Annotated in this window: 16 protein-coding genes; all 16 read right to left on the bottom strand. The window is 47.9% G+C overall.

All coding sequences use genetic code 11. The features are described from left to right. Positions 1 to 2: 2 nt before the first annotated feature. The 16 genes from folB to NLX82_RS26290 all read right to left on the bottom strand — a co-directional run bounded on the left by folB (position 3) and on the right by NLX82_RS26290 (position 17,618). Positions 3 to 365: a dihydroneopterin aldolase gene (gene folB, locus NLX82_RS26365; RefSeq protein ID WP_023986457.1), complete on the bottom strand. Its 363-nt coding sequence runs from the start codon at positions 363 to 365 to the stop codon at positions 3 to 5. 457 nt (positions 366 to 822) lie between these two features. Next, positions 823 to 1,689, bottom strand: a complete 867-nt coding sequence (gene folP, locus NLX82_RS26360) for a dihydropteroate synthase (protein WP_023986456.1) — start codon at positions 1,687 to 1,689, stop codon at positions 823 to 825. Further along, positions 1,686 to 2,582: an aminotransferase class IV gene (locus tag NLX82_RS26355; RefSeq protein WP_023986455.1), complete on the bottom strand. Its 897-nt coding sequence runs from the start codon at positions 2,580 to 2,582 to the stop codon at positions 1,686 to 1,688. The genes folP and NLX82_RS26355 overlap by 4 nt, the downstream gene beginning before the upstream one ends. A 3-nt stretch (positions 2,583 to 2,585) precedes the next feature. Then, the gene (gene pabA / locus NLX82_RS26350; RefSeq protein WP_254349269.1) at positions 2,586 to 3,161 is read right to left on the bottom strand and encodes an aminodeoxychorismate/anthranilate synthase component II; all 576 of its coding nucleotides are present in this window, start codon (positions 3,159 to 3,161) and stop codon (positions 2,586 to 2,588) included. Between the two features lie 5 nt (positions 3,162 to 3,166). Further along, positions 3,167 to 4,789, bottom strand: a complete 1,623-nt coding sequence (locus tag NLX82_RS26345; RefSeq protein ID WP_076265356.1) for an anthranilate synthase component I family protein — start codon at positions 4,787 to 4,789, stop codon at positions 3,167 to 3,169. 126 nt (positions 4,790 to 4,915) lie between these two features. After that, positions 4,916 to 5,854, bottom strand: a complete 939-nt coding sequence (gene cysK, locus NLX82_RS26340; protein ID WP_028542507.1) for a cysteine synthase A — start codon at positions 5,852 to 5,854, stop codon at positions 4,916 to 4,918. 239 nt (positions 5,855 to 6,093) lie between these two features. Further along, positions 6,094 to 7,038, bottom strand: a complete 945-nt coding sequence (locus NLX82_RS26335) for a peptidyl-prolyl cis-trans isomerase (RefSeq protein ID WP_023986453.1) — start codon at positions 7,036 to 7,038, stop codon at positions 6,094 to 6,096. A 20-nt stretch (positions 7,039 to 7,058) separates the two neighbouring features. Continuing rightward, positions 7,059 to 7,943 (bottom strand): Hsp33 family molecular chaperone HslO, encoded by an 885-nt coding sequence (hslO, locus tag NLX82_RS26330; RefSeq protein WP_254349268.1) that lies wholly within the window; start codon positions 7,941 to 7,943, stop codon positions 7,059 to 7,061. 219 nt (positions 7,944 to 8,162) lie between these two features. Further along, positions 8,163 to 8,930: a type III pantothenate kinase gene (locus tag NLX82_RS26325; RefSeq protein WP_023986451.1), complete on the bottom strand. Its 768-nt coding sequence runs from the start codon at positions 8,928 to 8,930 to the stop codon at positions 8,163 to 8,165. A 6-nt stretch (positions 8,931 to 8,936) separates the two neighbouring features. Further along, positions 8,937 to 9,827, bottom strand: coding sequence for a carboxylating nicotinate-nucleotide diphosphorylase (gene nadC / locus NLX82_RS26320; protein WP_254349267.1), 891 nt, complete (start codon positions 9,825 to 9,827; stop codon positions 8,937 to 8,939). Next, complete coding sequence (gene nadB, locus NLX82_RS26315; protein WP_254349266.1) at positions 9,817 to 11,430, bottom strand: L-aspartate oxidase; 1,614 nt, start codon at positions 11,428 to 11,430, stop codon at positions 9,817 to 9,819. The genes nadC and nadB overlap by 11 nt, the downstream gene beginning before the upstream one ends. Positions 11,431 to 11,707: 277 nt before the next feature. Next, complete coding sequence (ftsH, locus tag NLX82_RS26310) at positions 11,708 to 13,747, bottom strand: ATP-dependent zinc metalloprotease FtsH (protein ID WP_028542511.1); 2,040 nt, start codon at positions 13,745 to 13,747, stop codon at positions 11,708 to 11,710. A 97-nt stretch (positions 13,748 to 13,844) separates the two neighbouring features. After that, the gene (gene hpt / locus NLX82_RS26305; RefSeq protein ID WP_023986447.1) at positions 13,845 to 14,384 is read right to left on the bottom strand and encodes a hypoxanthine phosphoribosyltransferase; all 540 of its coding nucleotides are present in this window, start codon (positions 14,382 to 14,384) and stop codon (positions 13,845 to 13,847) included. A gap of 47 nt (positions 14,385 to 14,431) precedes the next feature. Further along, entirely contained in the window at positions 14,432 to 15,880 is a 1,449-nt protein-coding gene (tilS, locus tag NLX82_RS26300) for a tRNA lysidine(34) synthetase TilS (RefSeq protein WP_254349265.1), read from the bottom strand. Positions 15,881 to 15,946: 66 nt separating this feature from the next. Continuing rightward, positions 15,947 to 16,885, bottom strand: coding sequence for a protein kinase domain-containing protein (locus NLX82_RS26295; RefSeq protein WP_023986445.1), 939 nt, complete (start codon positions 16,883 to 16,885; stop codon positions 15,947 to 15,949). Next, positions 16,869 to 17,618, bottom strand: a complete 750-nt coding sequence (locus NLX82_RS26290) for a vWA domain-containing protein (protein WP_254349264.1) — start codon at positions 17,616 to 17,618, stop codon at positions 16,869 to 16,871. The genes NLX82_RS26295 and NLX82_RS26290 overlap by 17 nt, the downstream gene beginning before the upstream one ends. Positions 17,619 to 17,710: the final 92 nt, after the last annotated feature.

The raw sequence follows: 17,710 nt of genomic DNA, 5'->3' as shown, positions 1-17,710 counted from the left end.
TCCTACTTTCTTGCGCGATAAAGCTCAACCGTCACGCCTTGAAAATGAATATCAAACGGCGGATGCGGCTTTGTGACTTTGACAGTCAGTGCATTGACACTAGTATAAGTGTCCAGTAGGGAAGATGCAATACGTTCGCCCAAAGCTTCAATCAATTGGTAAGATTCCTTTTCTACAATATCTTTAACGGTGTAATGCACCTCGGCGTAATTAACCGTTTTGTCCAAGGCATCCTGCTCACCCGCTTCACGCAGATCAAGCTCCAGTTCCAAATCAATATAGAAACGTTGTCCCAGCTTGCGCTCCTCTGGAAAAACGCCATGATATCCGTAATACTCCATACGATGCAAAACCATTTTATCCATCGTGGGTATCCCCCCCTGTTTTTTATTAGATTTTCTCAATAAGCTCAACTTAAAAGTTTCGTATCGTGCCATTGCGCAGTCGGATGGTGCTCCCCATCGCCACTGCCCCAGATTTCTTGAATAAAACCTATAATAAAGGTAGAAATTCGGGGAAGTGATGCTTCCGAAGCGAGCTTTCCTACGGAAAGCTTTTAAAGCGACCGCTTTGCTTGTACAGCACCATTCCGCCTACTCCGTTCTCGTTCTACTTGATCTATTCTTCTGTTCACCTTACACAATAAATAACTCCCTAAAAATACAGTGACTTTATGGCGCGTTGTAGCGGAATGAAGGATTTGAATCCGGAGAAGCGAAGCGCTCGCCTTTGCAACGGGATTCTAACAGTCATATGCTTACCAATTCAAAAGAATCCCGTTGCAACAGCGATCGCAGGATCAAATCATTCATGAAGCGTCTTCTAACCACCATAACTCAGTGCATTTTTAGACCCGTACACCATCGCATCACACATACGTACGGTGCGCTTGATTTGCGCCACATCGTGTACACGCACAATCTGGCACCCTTGAGCAATGCCAAAGGCAACGGTAGCCGCCGTGCCCTCCACCACATCATTCACAGGCAAATCCAGTGCTGTACGAATAAACCTTTTGCGCGACGTAGCCAATAACAGCGGAAAGCCCAGCTGACTCAATGTATCGAGAGAAGTCATGGCATGAATATTTTCATCGTAATCCTTGGCAAAACCGATACCTGGGTCTAAAATGATCTGTTCCTCACGTACCCCCGCATCCAGCGCTAATCGGATACTTTCTTTTAAATCGGACAGCATATCAGAAACCAAATCACTATAGTTACGGTCATGACGATTATGCATCAAAATGACCGGGCAATCGAATTCCGAAGCTACACGTGCCATATCGGGGTCTGCCTTAAACCCCCACACATCATTAATGATATGTGCGCCAGCCTCAAGTGCCTGCCTGGCTACCTCGGCTTTGTAAGTATCTACAGATAACGGAATGTGCGGTGCGATACGATGGATAGCCTGAACGACCGGAATGACCCGAGCCAGCTCCTCTTCCACACCTACTGGATCATGACCCGGGCGAGTAGACTCCCCACCAATGTCAATGATATCCGCTCCATCTTCCACCAGCTTCAATGCATGTAAAACAGCAATCTCGGGACTATAATGTAATCCTCCATCGGAAAATGAATCCGGGGTCACATTCAGTATACCCATGATCTGTGTGGAATGTCCGAGCGTAAGCTCGGCATCCCCCATTCGGTAACTACGTTGATAAAGGGTCGGTATGTTCACTTGATCCCTGCTTTCTGTCTATAATCGTGCAACAGCAAAGCTGTTATGGACCTGGGCTGTGTCAAGGGAACCGATAAATGGTTCGTTGCTCCTCCCGGCTCCAACAACAAATCCACGGGCCGTATTTCTTGTATAGAGTTGGTCATAAAAATTTCATCAGCCTGTTTCAGCTCGTCCCAGCGGTACAGGCCTTGCTCACAAGGAATGTCTCGCAGATGCGCCAGCTCCAAAATGAACTCACGCGTAATGCCTGGCAGAATCCCTGTAGACAAGTCAGGGGTATACAACGTATTGTTCCGCACAAAGAACAGATTGCTGACCATTCCTTCTGCCAGAAAACCATCCGCCGTAAGCATCATTCCTTCAGCCTTATAACGGACAGCCTCGGCATACTGCTGAAGTTCCCGCTTTGCAAGAATATTATTCATATAATGGAGCGACTTTAAGCGAACCTCACCCTCTGGAGTGTTTCTGGGGGTTCGCAACAACTGAAGCGCCGATGGGGAAGTGGATTGCCCGGTTTGTGTATTGGTAGAGGGCAACGGTTTAGCGAACAGAATATGATTAGGACGCGTATAGTCCCCCGTCGGCAAGCCTAGCACCTCTTCGCCAGCTGATACGGTGTAACGGATATAGGCTTCATCCAATCCATTCGCCACCATCAGATGTTGGATGTGTCTCGTAAGTTGCTCCTCATCCGGTTGAAAAGGAATGCCGAGCATTCGGCAACCTTCCTGCAGTCGATGTAGATGCCGATCCAGCAAGAATGGGACACCCTTGTAGGTGCGGAATGTTTCAAACAAGCCCATTCCGTATAAAAAGCCGTGATCACTTACGTGAATCACGGCTTTTGCGGCTTCCGTGAGGACGCCGTTGACTCCGATATATTTCATGAATCAGACGCCTACCTTGCGTTTTAGGAAATTGCGTAACAGTTGATGCCCATAATCCGTAATAATGGATTCTGGATGGAACTGAACTCCTTCTACGGCAAATTCTTTATGCCGCAAACCCATAATTTCACCTTCTGCGGTTTCCGCGGTAATCTCTAGACACTCAGGCAGACTCTCGTGCTCCACCAGCAATGAGTGATACCGGGTTGCTGTGAACGGAGAAGGCAAGCCTTCAAATACTGACGTATTGTGATGAAGAATCGGTGATGTTTTACCGTGCATGAGTCGTTCAGCCCGGATAACCTTACCGCCAAAAGCCTGTCCGATGGCCTGGTGGCCGAGGCAAACGCCAAAAATCGGAATGCGACCTTTAAAATGGCTGATCACATCCAGTGATATCCCTGCCTCATTCGGCGTGCATGGACCCGGCGAGATCAAAATATGCTCTGGTGCCAGCTCTTCTATGCCTTTCACATCAATCTCATCGTTCCGTTTTACGGTTACTTCTTCGCCAAGTTCACCTAAATATTGAACAAGATTGTACGTAAACGAATCATAATTATCAATCACCAAAATCATACGACTCACCCTCCTGTGATACCGCTTCTGCTCAAAGCGGCTTCTTCTTCACCACATTGTACCGCCTTCATGACAGCTCTAGCCTTGTTCCGACATTCCCGATATTCCCTGTACGGGTCTGAATCAATGACGATCCCCGCACCTGTCTGTAAATAGGCAGTGCTGCCTTTAACAGCTAGTGTTCTTATTATAATATTTAATTCCATATTGCCGTTATAGTCAATCCATCCAAGGGACCCTGTATAAGGCCCCCGACGAACGGGCTCTAATTCTTCAATAATTTCCATGGTGCGCACCTTGGGTGCCCCGGTAATGGTTCCGCCTGGAAAGGTAGCAGCAATTACATCTATAGCTGTACGACCCGAGGCTAATTTTCCTTCAACCTGAGAAACCAGGTGCATAACGTGCGAATAGTATTCGACCGTCAGCAGTTCAGGCACATGCACCGATCCGTATTCGGCAATCCGTCCGATATCGTTACGCTCCAGATCGACGAGCATAATATGCTCGGCGCGTTCTTTTTCGCTTGATAGAAGCTCTGCTGCCATAGCGGCATCTTCATCCGGTGTTAGCCCTCTTCTTCTCGTACCTGCAATTGGTCGGGCGCTCACACGTCCATCCTCCAGCTTCACCAACAATTCCGGCGAGCCACTAACGATCCGTAAATCTGGCATACGCAGCATACCCATATAAGGGGAAGGATTCAGCAGACGAAGCCATTCATATATATTTTCAGGGAGGGCTGTAAGCGCACGTTGCTGACGAATCGATAAGTTAACCTGGAATACATCCCCTTGGGCAATGTATTCCTGCACACGTTTCACGGCTTGTTCAAAATCTTGTTGGTTGAATGCCGCTGTCCAGCCTTCAGATTCAAGATGAGCAGCCTCTAACCCTTCTTCGGCGAGCCTAGCACAACGACGAGGGTACGCAGAATCAATCTCTCCTGCATTTATGATGTTATTCCACTGAGTCAGCATACGTTCTGCACGTTGGGCAGCTTCCGCGTAATGCTCGCAAAGTATAGGATTTGGCCCATCCAGCATAACGTGACTGGTCAAATCGGTATCACTGCTGACTTTATCGGAATGCGCAGGAGCGGGCATATGAACAGCACAATATATGGAGGATTTTTCGTGATCATAAATCCATAGCTCATCCACCCTCATCCATACATAATCAGGTATGTCTGTATCGTCTGCAGCTTGAGATGGCAAACGCTCCAACGAGCGAGCTACATCGTAGCCAAGATAACCCGCAAATCCTCCAGAGAAAAAAGGCATGCCAGGTACACGCGGCGCACGGTAAGGAGCGATCCAGTTGCTCATGACTTTCAAAGGTTGACCATGCATTTCTCCATGTTTCCCGCTTTGCAAATCAGTCCAAACTGCATGTTCTCCCTTGCCCTCCAATATAGCAACCGGATTTAAGGCCAGATAGGTGTACCTCCCACCTTTAGCGCTCTCCAGCAAAAAGGCATATGGAGACGAATCCTCCCAAGCCTTCCGCCACGATGACGGTAGCCCCCCCACGGGTAATGGGTACTCAGCAATATAGGGAAGTATGCTCCAGCCTTCCTCCTGCCAAACCTGCCACTGCGTCTCCGTCACTCTAGCTGTCGATTTCATCCGTGTGTGCTTCCCCTTCCCTACTTTTCAATAAGTCTATATTCTCTCCTTAAAAAGAAACCCCCACCCCCCTGCAACAGGGAAATGAGGGAATCCTTACGTATAGTATACACAATTACGACATAATTACAGCTCGAAATTGTATAGTGGTGTGCTCAGGTAACGTTCTCCATTACTTGGAACAATGACAACGATCCGTTTACCCTTGCCCAATTGCTTAGCAAGTTTCAAAGCCGCATGAACAGCCGCGCCAGATGAAATACCGGACAAAATGCCCTCTTCCTTGGCCACTCTACGTGCTACCTCGAAAGCTTCATCGTTTTCTACATGAATAATTTCATCATAGATATCGCGGTTTAAAATTTCAGGAATAAAGTTGGCACCAAGTCCTTGAATTTTGTGGGGTCCTGGCTTACCGCCTGCTAACAGTGGGGAAGAGGCAGGCTCTACAGCCACAACTTTAATATCAGGGAATTCTTTCTTAAGCACTTCTCCGGCACCAGAAATGGTTCCGCCAGTACCTATTCCAGCTATAAAAGCGTCCAGAGTTCCGCCAATGGAACGAATGGCTTCCACAATCTCAGGACCGGTCGTTTCACGGTGAATTTTGATATTAGCTTTGTTCTTGAACTGCTCAGCAGCAAAATATTCCGGATTTTCACTCAGCAATTCTTCCATTTTCTTAACGGACCCGTTCATGCCTTCTGATCCTGGTGTTAGCACAAGTTCGGCTCCATAAGCACGCAACAAATTACGACGCTCTATGCTCATCGTTTCTGGCATAACGATCACTGCCTTATAGCCCTTCGCAGCAGCAACCATAGCCAAGCCGATTCCTGTATTACCGCTAGTTGCTTCAATAATCGTACCGCCTGGCTTAAGCAAACCTTCACGTTCAGCTTCTTCTACCATGCTAATCGCAATACGATCTTTTACACTGGAGCCTGGGTTCTGATATTCCAGTTTCAAATAAATTTCGGCGCTATCTTCCGGTACGATCCGGTTGAGCCGAACGAGGGGAGTTTCCCCGATAAGTTCGGTGATGTTATTAACAACTTTAGCCATGATAATTCCTCCCTGACTGTAGATGATGTATTAAAAATTGCGAAATCATATTGTAGATCAATCTTAGTCAATCACTTTAATTCTGTACCGTTCATTTAATTTCCGATAAAAATAGTGGGTTTTATACGCTAATCATAACAATCTTCAATTCCAATGTCAATACGAGTGAGTAAGCCGCGATGCTGTCAACCCGCGTTATCAGCATCGTGCTTCCTTCAAACCAATATTCTTTCACTACGTTACAGAGCAGCGGAGGATGCATCTTTTCCAGATAAAATACGCGCTCCATATTTATCACGTAGACTCTTCTCGACCTCTTCCAAAGGAGCGGCCTGTGCAAGCGCAAGAGATCGGCGAATTTGCTGCCGGATCTGCTGCTTATCCGGAGAATTCTTCAACCGGACATCCTGTACATAAATGACAGCATAGCCATCGTTAACAGAGATCGGACCTGCAACATCCCCGGAGCTTAGCTCTCTCGCCGCCTTCATGATCGCCTCCGGTTGCAATGGATCATATTCATCCACCCATCCCAAATGCCCGCTGCTATCCTTGCCAAAAGGCTTACCTGAATACTCTTGAATCAGCACATCGAAGCTCTCCCCCTGCTTGACCCGATCTAGCAACGCTTCTGCTTCCTCCGCATTATCCACATAAAGAGCTGCCAATTGGATCTGCTTACCGACGGCAAATTCCTCAGGGTGCTGTTCCCAATACTCGTCAATCTCAGCTTCCTGAACTTGAATACCCTGCGTGGCTATTTTCTCCAAACCAATCCGGTATTCCGCTTCATTCCGCAAGTCAACCGGATCTAAGCCAAACTGTCGCTGCATTTCATCAAAGTAGGCATGATCTGAGTCATACCCTTTACTATCCTGCTCCAGCACCTGCTGTAAATCCTCTTGGGTGATCTTGATACCGAGACGCTTGGTTTCAGCCTGCACGGCTTTACGATTCAACATTTGCAACAGCGTATTGGTTCCATATCGCTTTTTCAGTTCCGCTACCCACTGTTCCTCCGATATGCCTTCCTGACCCATCTCCGCCACAGTATGATCGCCGTCATCCTTGCTTACATCACCCGGCTTTGACAGCCCCCGAAGCATGATAAGACCACCCAAGGCGGCGACGCTAACGGTCAGAATAATGACAGCTGTCCATAATCCTTTTTCCCGTGTAGTCATCGCTTGCACCGCCCATCCGGTTAGGATTTGGCTTGATCTAACAGATTTTGCAATTCATCCTTATTAAACTGATAAGCCTCATTACAAAAGTGACATACGACCTCAGCCTGTCCTTCTTCCTCAATTAGCTGCTCTAATTCGCTTTCTCCCAAACTGATCAATGTTTTTTCCACGCGCTCACGTGAACACTCACATTGAAAATGGATATCCAATTCATCGAGAATCCGAACGTCCGGCAGCATCCAGCGCAGCATTTCATCAAGTTCCAACCCTTGATCCAGCAAAGCAGTAACGGGTGGAATGGAGCTGACTGCATTTTCGATCGCAGTAATCTCATCATCATTCAAGCCTGGAAGCAACTGAATAATAAATCCACCGGCCACAATAACCGTGTTATCCGTATCTACCAGCACACCCAAGCCCACCGCTGACGGGGTCTGTTCCGATTTGGCAAAATAATAGGTAAAATCCTCACCCAGTTCACCGGAAATAATCGGAGTACTGCCGCGATACGGTTCTTTTAACCCCAAATCCTTGATGATATGAATGAACCCCTCTGTACCTACGGCACCCGCTACATCCAGTTTGCCCATACTATTGCTCGGCAAATGCACATGCGGTTCAGTAACATAACCTCGCACTTCCCCTACAGCATTGGCATCAACGACGATTTGCCCAATCGGTCCATCACCTTTAACTTGAATGGTCAATCGCTCTTTTCCTTTTAGCATAGAACCCATAATAGCACCTGCTGTGAGGGTTCGCCCCAAAGCAGCGGTAGCCGTTGGATACGTATCGTGTCTTCTCCGCAATTCCTCTACCAATTGAGTTGTCCGAACAGCAAAAGCTCTAACCCTCCCATTCATGGCTGTGCCACGAATAAGTCGATCCTGCTTATTTTCCATATTGATATCCTCCCCTATTCACCAGGACAGCTATGCTGCTTATTTTCGTTAGTATTGCTTATCATTGAAGCATAATTTCCTACTATATAAACAACCTGCATCTACAGATCACGCGAATTGTTCAAAAACGTAACATATTTCAGTATAGACGAAAAACGCCGCTAATCCAAACCGATAAAATCATTCGGTTGGACTCAGCGGCAGCTTATACCCACTTTTTTATTCGGCGTTACGTTGGTAAATGATGCGCAATCCTTCGAGCGTCAACATCGGCAACACTTTCTGAATGCTCTCCGCCTCTGATGCGATTAGCTCTGCAAGACCTCCGGTAGCAATAACTGTAGGCTCCGCCTGCATTTCTTCCTTAATGCGCCGCACAATGCCATCCACTTGCCCAGCATAACCGAAGATAATCCCAGCTTGCATGGCATGAACCGTATTACGACCAATAACCTTTTTGGGTTTCTCCAACTCGATGCGGGGTAGCTTGGAAGCCCGTTGATACAGTGCCTCCGTCGAAATCCCGATACCCGGCACAATGACACCGCCCAAGTAGTTTCCCTTATCGTCAATACAATCAAACGTCGTCGCTGTCCCAAAATCCACCACAACCAGCGGCCCGCCGAACCGTTCTACAGCCGCAACAGCGTTCACGATCCGATCCGCACCTACTTCACGCGGATTCTCATAACGCAGGTTAAGACCAGTCTTGATTCCCGGTCCGACGATTAACGGCGTTTTGCCTATGTATTTATCGCACATTTCTTCTAATACACGGACCAACGGCGGAACGACAGAGGAAATAATAACTCCCTGGATGTCATCCTTTAATACGCCACCCATACTAAAAAGATTATGTATGAGTACGCCGTATTCATCTGCGGTTGCCTGTCTGGAGGTACTGATCCGGTAATGGTGTAACAGCTCCCGCCCTTCGTATATCCCCAGAACAATATTGGTATTACCTACATCCACTACAAGAATCAATGGGTGTCACCTATCTTTCTTTGCGTTAAGGTCAAGGCTGATATCCAGGTTATGAAAAGAGTATGTCAGCCTGCCTACAGAGATCACATCTACGCCACTCTCAGCCATCTCACGCACTGTATCCAGCGATACATTGCCCGAGGCTTCTGTTTTGACATGTGGTGCCCGTTCCCGAATGAACCGAACGGCTTCCTTCATATCTGGGGCAGACATGTTATCCAGCATAATGATATCCGCCCCAGCTTCCAGGGCTTCCTGAACTTGTTTCATGTTTTCCGTCTCTACTTCAATCGTCATCGTATGCGGTATATTAGCGCGCGCTCGACTTACAGCCTGTTCAATCCCACCTGCACCCTTAATATGATTATCCTTAATCATAACAGCATCGTACAGGCCAAAGCGATGATTCGAGCCACCGCCTACACGCACAGCATACTTCTCCAGCAACCGATGTCCCGGTGTTGTTTTACGTGTATCCACCAAGCGAGTGGACAAACCATGCAATTGATCTATAAAAGCCCGAGTCCGCGTGGCAATGCCAGACATCCGTTGGAGCAAATTTAACGCCAGTCGTTCTCCGGTCAGAATTGCATGAGTACTTCCATTCACTTCCGCCAAAACGCTTCCCTTTTCACTCCACTGTCCGTCCTTCACCAGCGGAGTGAACGACAAGGAAGGGTCCACTACCTGAAATACAAGGGCAGCCACGGGTAAACCGGCAACCACGCCGCTCTCCTTGGCATGAATGACAGCCTTGGATTGGTGGCCCTGCTCAATCGTCCAGCGCGTGGTCACATCGCCAGAGCCCGTATCTTCTCGCAGCCAGCTGCGAATTTGTGCTGTCAGTTCTTCCTGATATCCACTAAACTCTCCATAAAGTTCGCTGTTAGATGTCATGAACGTACTCCTCCGTTATCCCTTGCTCACGTCTCTGCTGAACATGCTTTCGCCAGACGCTATCATCTGTCTCAGGAAAATCCTCGCGATAATGCGCTCCCCGGCTCTCCTCACGCAGCAGCGCACCATCTGTTACTAATAAAGCACAGGTGAGCAAATTGGCAAATTCGATCTCTTCCCGGCTAGCGATCACAGCCTCAAAAATAGGCATTTGCCCTTGCAGCTCGTCTAATGCTGCTTGCAGCCCCTCGCCGTGCCGACGAACTCCAGCATAACGAACCATTGCTTCTTGCAGCTTATGCCGCTGCTCCGTGACGGATGAAGCCGGGAACTCTGTACGGTTATCGCTATAAGATATCAATGTATGGCCGACCAGCGGTGGCAATGAATGCAGTCGCTCAATAATCCTGCTGGCAAATACAATAGCTTCAGATAACGAATTGCTCGCCAGACGATTAGCTCCGTGAACTCCTGTAGAAGAGGTCTCCCCGCAGGCGAACAAACGCGCAATGGAGCTTTCCCCGTGTAAATTGGTCTGGACACCACCCATCATATAATGGGCAGCAGGCGCAATGGGGATCCAGTCTGTCGTCATATCCAAACCAAATGAGAGACATGTCCGATAAATTGTTGGAAAACGTTGCATCACCCGCTCTGGCGGCTCGTGTGTAATATCCAGGTATACAAACGCAACTTGGGTGCGCTCCATCTCATGAATGATAGCACGAGCTACGATGTCTCTGGGTGCAAGCTCCTGCCGGGAATCATACTTGTCCATGAAGCGTTCTCCGTGAATATTGCGTAACACGGCTCCTTCTCCCCGTACGGCTTCGGAAATTAGAAACCTTGGAGCGCCCAGATGGCACAACGCCGTAGGATGAAACTGTATGAATTCCATATCCCGTACAATCGCCCCAGCACGATATGCCATAGCGATACCATCCCCGGTTGCAATATCCGGATTGGTCGTATAACGGTATAATTGCCCGCTACCTCCTGAGCACAAAATCGTTGCATTAGCGGTTATATACGACCTTTCCCCACCTGGCTTTTGGACGAGGGCCCCAATACACTCACCATGCTCCGTCAGCAGATCAATTACCATGCACTCTTCCCATACTTCGATACCGGGATGGGCAGCAACCTGCTTTGACAACGCACGAACAATTTCATAACCCGTAGCATCTCCATTTGCATGCAAAATACGCCGATGACTATGCGCTCCTTCCCGTGTCAACGCTAGTTCACCATCCACACGATCAAAAGCCGTTCCCAAACGTATTAACTCCTGAATGCCAACTGGACCTTCATGGACAAGCGTACTGACCGCCTCAGATTCACACAGACCTGCACCAGCAATCAGGGTATCTTCCATATGATAAGCTGGTGTATCCTCGTCCGATGTGACAGCAGCGATGCCGCCTTGAGCATAACGCGTGTTGCTTTCCATCAAAGTCTTCTTGGTAATCAGCAACACTTTCCGATTCTCCGCAGCCTTAATCGCCGTATATAAGCCCGCAATGCCCGAGCCGATTATTAACACGTCGGCCTCCAATCGGGTCAATTCCGCTACATCAAAATCAACTAGATACCTTGGAATCATGCCTTCACCTGATTTCACAGAAGAATAGCGCACACCATAGGTTCTACAGTATGCGCTCACGTATATGTTCAAAATGATAGAAAGTCGATTGCAGCGGCTGTTGGCTTTTATAAGCTAAGAAGACGACAGCCGTTTATTTAACAATAAATGTACACAACGTTCCGGTGTCTGTCAAATCACGTTAGCAATAATCTTCCATTTAAAAAGCTCCGGAAAACCCATAATACCTGGTTCCCCGGAGCTTACATATACGCTTATTCAACTATCCATCGGATGATTAGGTTGTTGTCGGTGGAGTACCACCGGAGTTGCCCGAATTGTTATCATCCTCTGGCTTTTGCAGATTAGGGATATCATTCGGTTGATCCGTTGTATTCTTAGGCTCGTCATCCTTACCTTGAATACGTACACGGACGTCTCCAATGTTGTCGATCACAGGCTCACCATTTTCCGGTGTTCCTTCTCCCTCAGTCGTGCCACCATCCAAAGAACCTGTCTCGATCAAACGTTTGATTTGTTCAAGTTCCAAGGTTTCTTCTACCAGCAAGGTTTGAGCAATCAAATGAACCTCTTTGGAATACTTGGTCAGGAGTTCTCTAGCACGCTCATAAGATTCAGTGATGAAGCGATTCATCTCCTGGTCAATCTGATAAGCGATCTGATCACTGTAGTTCTGCTCATGACCGATATCGCGTCCAAGGAATACTTGGCCTTGTGAAGTACCGAACTGCATTGGACCAAGCTTCTCACTCATACCATATTCTACGATCATGCTGCGTGCAATGCTTGTCGCTTGCTGGAAGTCGCTATAAGCTCCCGTTCCGATCTCACCAATGAACAGTTCCTCGGATACGCGTCCACCCAACAATCCAGTGATTTTGTCCAGCAATTCCTGCTTGGTAGTCAGCATACGGTCTTCCTTCGGAAGCATGATGACATATCCGCCTGCACGTCCACGTGGAATAATCGTTACCTTGTGAACCATGTCGGCATTTTCCAAGAAGAAACCAATAATCGTATGGCCTGCTTCATGATAAGCAACAATTCGTTTCTCGCGGTCACTGATTACGCGGCTGCGTTTTTCTGTACCTACGATAACACGGTCGATGGCTTCATCTACTTCTCGCATCGAAATATCTCTGCGGTTACGACGAGCCGCCAACAAGGCAGCTTCGTTCAACAGATTTTCCAAATCAGCGCCTGTAAAGCCTGTTGTACGTTTCGCAATTACGTCCAATTTAACATCCTTCGTTAATGGCTTGTTGCGAGCATGTACATACAATACTGCTTCACGGCCTTTAACATCTGGACGGTCAACCGTAATTTGACGGTCAAAACGTCCTGGACGAAGCAACGCCGGGTCTAAAATATCAGGACGGTTTGTAGCCGCTACGATGATGATACCTTCGTTTGCGCCAAATCCATCCATCTCTACGAGCAATTGGTTGAGCGTCTGCTCACGTTCATCATGTCCGCCACCCAATCCGGCGCCACGTTGACGTCCAACGGCATCAATCTCATCAATGAAAATGATACAAGGTGCGTTCTTCTTCGCGTTCTCGAACAAATCACGAACACGAGAAGCACCGACCCCGACAAACATTTCTACAAAATCAGAACCCGAGATGCTGAAAAACGGCACTCCGGCCTCGCCTGCAACAGCTCTCGCCAAGAGTGTTTTACCCGTACCTGGAGGGCCCACTAACAGAACACCTTTTGGAATACGAGCGCCCACAGCTGCAAACTTGCGTGGGTCCTTCAAGAATTCTACGACTTCGACAAGCTCCTGCTTCTCTTCGTCAGCCCCTGCCACGTCCTCGAACGTAACCTTCTTCTTCTCTTCGTTATACAGACGGGCTTTGCTCTTGCCGAAGTTCATAACTTTGCCGCCACCGCCCTGTGCCTGATTAAACAGGAAGAAAAACAACAGGAACATGATCACCAAAGGAATGATAGAAGTCAAAAACGTCAGCCAAATGCTTTCGCCTTCCATTTTCTTCTGCACGTATTCAAACCCGTTCGTTTCGCTGGCATTAACCAGTTCACTTAGTGCTTGATCCGTTGGTGGAACATATACGGAAAAATTGGTCGATTTAGCATTAGCCGGCTGCTTCTTATATGCACCGGTTACAAGATAGGCGTAACCGTCAAATTGGACCGTTACTTTAGAGATGTTATTAGCTTTAACCTCTTGCCGTAATTGGTCATATCTAGGGAGATCGGAGGCTTCGTTACTGTTGCTAACAAACTGAACGATACCCACCACAACTAAAAAAAGAATCAAATAAAAACCAGAATTCCGGATGAACCGATTCATCCCCTACCTCCTCTCGAGACACTTAAGTTATTTTACCATAGCCTGTAAGTCCTTCTCAACAAAGGGCCTTATTTAGTCCTAGGACTGGAGGCTGAGATTAGCTGGTGTAGATTTCCGGCTTTAAAATCCCTATGTATGGGAGGTTCCGGTAGTGCTCGGCATAGTCCAGACCGTAGCCGACAACAAACGCATCTGGAAGCGTAAATCCAGTATAATCTGCTTCAAGATTAACTGTCCGGCGTGCAGGCTTGTCGAACAAGGTTACGACACATACCGAATTGGCATTACGGTTTTTAAGCAATTCAATCAAATGCGTCAGCGTCAGGCCGCTGTCGATAATATCTTCGACAATCAGAACGTCGCGTCCTTCCACAGATGCGTCCAAATCTTTAATGATTTTGATGATACCTGAGGATTTTGTGGATGCTCCATAACTTGATACAGCCATGAAATCAAGCTCCAACGGCACTGTAATGGATTTAACCAAATCAGCCATAAAGATAAACGCACCTTTCAGCACGCAAATCACCAATGGATTTTTCCCTTCATATTTTACGCTGAGCTGTGCACCCAATTCCTTAATTTTACTCTGAATTTCTTCTTCGCTGATCAATATTTCCTGAATATCATTCTGCAACGGTGTAAACCTCCTAAGTTTATACTATGAAAGCCGTTCCTGCGCAATTACCGGTGCCCCGGACTCTCTCGTCTTTGCCATGACATATATATAACCGAAGACGTGTGCTTTTGCACCGCGGCATGTACAGAACGTCGTACGCCCGGAATCCAGAGAATAGCCCCAGAGTGGTCGCAGACGATGGGAATAACGGAACGCATTGAAGGAGGTATTTTTTCATCAATAAAAATATCTTTAACCTTTTTTCTTCCGTTTAATCCCATTACATGCATGGTATCTCCAGGTAATCGCGAGCGTACAGTCAAAGGCAGACTCAATTGATCTGCGTCGAACCACGCTTCCTCCTTATTCACCGGATGGTCCGCATCCGAATAGGAAGCCCTTCGCCACCGAAGTATACCACCTGCCTCAGGCAACTCTAGCTCACCGGAAATAGGCAATACACTTAGTCCATAGCACCATTCGCCCATAACGACTTGCGTACGGTCAAACAAAACCGCCTGGTCATATTCGCGGACTCCAACCGCACCGCCTCCCAAATCCAAACTCCATGTAGACGATGCCTCTTGGAGAAGTCTTAGTCGAACGGTCTCAATTTTACGAAAATCAAAATTTTCACTGTCCGAAGGCAGATAATTTAATATTAGTTTAATCAACCTCCGTTGTAAAGCAACGGATAGCTTACGGTATGAAGCGATGGGAAACATGTACCTGCCATTATCCAAGCGCACCATTTTCTCGTATGCCGACAGTGTGGATGCCTCCATAAAGTCATTTTCGTCAGCCATCGTTTCGGCCAGCCGGTTTAGGGACGGTGTCAGTCGCTCATTATATTGCCCCAAAAAAGGAAGCACATCCATGCGAATGGCGTTACGACGGTATTTGGAAGATAAATTAGTGCTGTCTATCACATAGGAAAGACCATAAAAGTTACAAAACTCAATCAGGTCAGCCTTGTACATACGTAGTAGCGGGCGAATGAGTTGCACATTTTTTTCCCTGCGCGCCAAACGCATACCCGCCAAACCTGCTGGGCCGCTACCACGCAGCAAGTGCAAGAGAACCGTTTCGGCTTGATCGTCGCCGTGGTGGGCCATTGCAATATGCTGCGCTTCCCACTTTGTAGCCATATCATGTAAAAAGCTGTAGCGCAGCTCGCGGGCTGCTTCCTGTGGCCCCTTCCCGCTCTCCTTCATATAAGCGGGTACATCCACCCGAGCCATTTCAAATGGAAGTTCAAGCTTTCTGGCAATATTGCGCACCTCTTCAGCCTCCGCATCCGATTCCTCTGGTCTGAAGCCATGATGAACGTGAGCGCAGACGAGTTGTAAAGGCATATGTATAACGGATATTTCATGTAAAATGTGCAAAAGGGCCACCGAATCCGGCCCACCGGATACAGCAACCACAATGCGGTCTCCGGGGCTCCACAGTGAATGATCTCGCGCCAAGGCGAGCACTTCCTGTACAACACCGGTCGGTTTTGTTGTTCCCATTCACGACCCTCTTTTCTCCCGACCGTAAAAATGATGATCATCTGTTATCTTATGTAAGTCATGCTGCTACCTTAACGCAATCCAGAGCGCTCCGGCAAGCAGCAAAAGCGATACCGTGAAAGCATATCCCAGCCAGCGTGGGTTCCCTCTTTTGACCGACGATTGCCTGACATGTGCGGAAGCCAAACGTGACCAAGATCGGGCCGCTGCACGAGTATCGGAATATTCTCCACGCACTGCACCCAGTAGCCATTCGGCATAGGGGCGTAATACACGGCTGCGGCGAATGATGACCGTCAATTCTGCCGTATTACGCAACTGTGGCAGCCTGCTCGCAGCCGCCTTTAACGATTCGCTCTCCAATATATGAATCGTTAGAAGAGCGAAGGCAAACAGATCATACTGGGAATCGGCATTTCGGCTGCCAGCATTCCAGAATCCCCTGTCATACCATTCTGTAAATTGTTTAACACTCCGACCAGCAAGAGACACCCCACCGTAGTCAATTAATTCAGCCTCTCCATAGGCATTGACCAAAATATTCTGCGGCTTCAGGTCGCCAAACACCCATCCTGCCTGATGGAGATCCGCCAGACGATTCAGTATACCGGTTCCAGCCACACCATACCATTCCGGCCCTTTGGCTGCCACAAAACGATGAAGCGGATCACCCTTAACATATCGCATAACATAAAAGGGGATTTCTCCGCTGCGTAACACTACATCATCCACCTCAAACAAAAAGGAAGGATTTCCATTTCGCTGAAGGGCGGCCTGAGTCCCCTGAGACTGCAATGTGGTTAGCACATTAATCTCTGATTGCAGATCAAGCGTGTTCTTCCCCATTTTCAGAGCAAATTGCCGATCGGCCTGTGCTTCTTTTACCAAATATACAGTTCCGTTCGCTCCCCGGCCCAGCAAGCGCTGGATGACATAGCTGCTCCGCTTCCACTTGCCCTTGATGACCGTTCCGGGTGCAAGAACGGGATCAGACGACGTAGTCACCGAGCATCCCTTCTCCTTTGCCATAGGATTCTTCCAGATCTTTCTGTTCTCCTAGTGTAACATATCGGTAATAATCAATCACTTGTAAAATGGCAGGACCTGTCGGTGTTGCCCCTTTCATCCGCAAGCGTCCAAATATCGATTTGATCTGGTTAAGCTCAGAGGTCCAACCGATATCCATGACTACGTCTTCTCCCATTTTTCCGCCCGGAAAATGAAATACAGATATACGGCTGTGTCCGCTTCTGGACTGTAAACTGAGCAGCAAATCACGAATGCTGTCCTCTACAGCAGGCAGCTTGGGCTTCATGCTCGCACTTGCATCAATGAGCAAAGCAATCTCCAGGGTGCTTGTTTCTGTCAGCTCATCCATTACCTCAACCACTTGGGCTCGTTTTGCCGGAGGAAGTTCACCGATATGTTTGGCGCCACCCTCACCCAGAATGTGCGTTAACTCTCTATTAACCGCCTGCTGAATGGTTTGAACCACCGTTTTGCGCGTCATCATCTGCATGGTCTGAGCCAACTGCTTCGTCCCAACGATTTGGCTAAACCCTCCCCCTGCTTTAGCAATTTCTTGAATCTCCGCGCTGCCAAGCTCGCCAATAGTTCCATAATCTATGACTCCGGCGACGTTCACTGTAATACCTTCTCGTAAAGCTTGGGCAGCCGCCATGACTGGACTAACACCTACATTAGAGCATCCGTCTGTAATGATCAAAATTTGCTTCATCGTTTTTTGACCTCCGCTTCCTCTTAATCTATCCCGATAGATTCTATCTTTGCCTAATCCGGAACGATTCAAACGAAGGATGCGGATTTTTA

The organism is Paenibacillus sp. A3M_27_13, assembly GCF_024213315.1.
Lineage (GTDB): Bacteria > Bacillota > Bacilli > Paenibacillales > Paenibacillaceae > Paenibacillus > Paenibacillus polymyxa_B.
This window is presented reverse-complemented; position numbering and strand designations above follow the sequence as displayed.